This window comes from Streptomyces sp. SM1, assembly GCF_002910825.1.
GTDB classification, from domain to species: domain Bacteria; phylum Actinomycetota; class Actinomycetes; order Streptomycetales; family Streptomycetaceae; genus Streptomyces; species Streptomyces okerensis.
In genome coordinates, this window is record NZ_NEUB01001013.1 from 1 (window position 1) to 2,621 (window position 2,621).

General features: G+C 71.6%; 3 protein-coding genes and 2 pseudogenes. All 5 read left to right on the forward strand.

The features are described from left to right. Window positions 1–39 precede the first annotated feature (39 nt). Window positions 40–255 (forward strand): annotated as a pseudogene (locus tag B9S61_RS43005) (DNA cytosine methyltransferase); the annotation flags it as partial. Further along, the gene (locus tag B9S61_RS43010; protein ID WP_258040046.1) at window positions 239–805 is read left to right on the forward strand and encodes a hypothetical protein; all 567 of its coding nucleotides are present in this window, start codon (window positions 239–241) and stop codon (window positions 803–805) included. The pseudogene B9S61_RS43005 and the gene B9S61_RS43010, both read left to right, overlap by 17 nt. A gap of 23 nt (window positions 806–828) precedes the next feature. Continuing rightward, the gene (locus B9S61_RS43015) at window positions 829–981 is read left to right on the forward strand and encodes a hypothetical protein (RefSeq protein WP_258040047.1); all 153 of its coding nucleotides are present in this window, start codon (window positions 829–831) and stop codon (window positions 979–981) included. A gap of 30 nt (window positions 982–1,011) precedes the next feature. After that, window positions 1,012–1,329: a hypothetical protein gene (locus B9S61_RS36365; RefSeq protein ID WP_103545993.1), complete on the forward strand. Its 318-nt coding sequence runs from the start codon at window positions 1,012–1,014 to the stop codon at window positions 1,327–1,329. A gap of 105 nt (window positions 1,330–1,434) precedes the next feature. Continuing rightward, window positions 1,435–2,621 (forward strand): annotated as a pseudogene (locus B9S61_RS36370) (ATP-binding protein); the annotation flags it as partial.

Here is a 2,621-nt window from a genome sequence, read left to right on the forward strand (position 1 = left end):
ACCGCCGTCGACTTCGCGCGCGTCGGGCCGGTCGATGTGGTGTGCGGCGGCTATCCGTGCCAGCCGTTCAGTTCCGCCGGCAAGAGGAAGGGGACCGCTGATGAGCGGCACATCTGGCCCGACATCGCCCGTGCCCTTGGGGTTCTACGACCCCGTCTCGCGGTGTTTGAGAACGTCGCAGGGCACCTTTCTCTCGGATTCGACACCGTGCTTGGAGACCTTGCCGCCCTCGGGTTCGATGCGCGGTGGTGCACTCTTCGCGCATCTGACGTGGGAGCGGCTCACCAGCGCAAACGGCTGTTCGTCCTCGCCTGGCCTGCCGACTCCGGCGGCACGGGACTTCAAGGGTGGTGGGCAGCGCGGGCAGCTTCCGACCGCCGTCGGCTTGCTGCTGCCGACCCCGTCGACCTCGGAGAACACCGGAGCCGGGCACGCGGCGCAGGGCGGGATGAATCTGCGGCACGTCGTCTCGCTGCTGCCCACCCCGCGCGCGTCGGAGAACGAGAACCGGCAGACCAAACGCAGCCCCTCGCAGGAAGCGGGCACGCACGGCAAGAGCCTGGCCGCCGAGATGGGCTCGCTCCTGCCGACCCCGAGGGCCACGGACGGCACGAAGGGCGCGGTCTCGCGCACGGAAGCGACGGACCGGCGGGTCCGGTCGGGCAGGGCGAACCTGCCCGAGACGGCGGTGAGCACGTTCCCGGCGGAGCCGTCGAATGGGGCGAGTACGCCGAAGCGGTCACGCGGTGGGAAACGGTCCTCCAGCGCCCCGCCCCCGGGCCAGTTGACGCTCTGGGACGGCTGAGCCCCGCCTTCGTCGAATGGCTCATGGGCCTGCCCGCCGGACACGTCACCGCCGTCCCCGGCCTGTCCCGCTCCGCACAGCTCAAAGCGCTGGGCAACGGCGTGGTCCCCCAACAGGCCACCGCCGCGCTCCGCTTCCTCGCGCCCGCCGCCCTCCCCGCCCGCGCCGCCGCCTGACCATCCCGAACCCTTGAGGAGTAGCCGACCATGAGCAATGCCGACCTGCGTCGCCTGGACCGTGAGATCCGGGTGACCACAAAGAAGCTGGAAGCGGTGCGGCGCGGTGAGCTGTGGCCGTTGAACGGCCGCGAGCGCCGCGCCATGGCCCGCGCCGTCACCGGCGGCGCCTACCGCGTCGTCCGAGGCCGCAGCACCGGCCGCGCGGAAGAGCGAATCGAGTCCACCGAGTCGGCCGCTGAGACGCGGCTGACCGCGGAACTGTCCGCCCTGCACGGCGAGCGGCAGCGCATCGTCACCGAGACCGCCCGCACCAAGGCCGCCAAGAAGTCGTCCGGCTGGTGGTGACCAGCCATGTCGGTACCGGGGTGGCCGCCTCTTTCCACGGACACGGCCACCCCGGCTCATTCCCTCACTCCCGCCCCCGAGGGGGCAGTCAGGAGCACTCCCAGCATGACTGAGAACGTCGTTCACCTCCACAAGCACACCGACCCGCCCACCGCCGATACAGCGACCGTGACCACCCTCACCGTGGTGCCCGACGCCCCGCCCGCTCCGCCGGTGCCCCTGTGGGTCCGCTCCGGCCGCGCCGTGAAGACCGCCGTCACGCACGAGCACACCCGGGCCGCTGGCCGTTCGGTGGTCCGGCACGGCCTCTACACGTTCAACGGTGGGCGGATCGTGGCCCGCCGAACCTGGGACGGCCGCACCGGCTCCCGCTACGAGCGGATGATCCGCGCGGCGGAAGCCGCCGGGAACCTGGAAGCGGCAGAGGAGTGGGAGGAGCGCCTTCAGCGCTTCCGCGCCGCCCGCCACCACCGCCGCATGGACCTGTTGCACTCCCCCGTGGACGCCGCCAAGGGCGTAGCCGTCGGCGCGGGCATGAGCATCGGGGCCCTGGTCGCCCTCGGCATCGTCATGGCCATCAGCACCGGCGACGCCGGCGACGTCATCACCCCGCTGTCCGCAACGGTCGACTTCATCGCCCTGCTCATGCGCATCGTTCAGGTCGTCTGGGGACCGCTGATCTCGATCGGCCCGTTCCTCGCCCTGCTCGCCCTGTGGTCCGTCGGCCGCAAACGGCAGGCCGCACCCGCATGGGCCCTGCCCGCGAACGTGCGATCGAGCGAGGGGGAGCCGATCACCCCGTCCATCGTCGTCAAGGCGTTGCGCGACCTCGGGGTGCCCGCCCTGGGCCGTGCCATCAAGGAGATGGGCGACGCCGGCGCGTCCATGCTGGGTCCCATCACGATTGCCGGGTGCGGTGTCGAGGTGGACGTCACCCTGCCCTCGGGGGTGGCGACAGACGAAGTACAGAAGCGGCGCCGGAAGCTTGCCGAGAACCTGACCCGGCACGAACACGAAGTGTTCATCACCCTCCCCCAGGCCGCCCGCACGGTGCGGCTGTGGATCGCCGACTCCGGCGCTCTGGACGAGCCGATCGGCCCGTCCCCGCTGGTCACCGACGAGACGCTGACCGCGAACTACAAGACCGGCCGCGCCCCGTGGGGACAGGACCTGCGCGGGGACGCCGCTGAACTGAGCGTGTATCAGCGCCACCTGCTCGTCACCGGTCTGTCCAACCAGGGCAAGACCGCCGCCCTGCGCGCCCTGGCCCTGTGGCTGGCCCTGGACCGGTC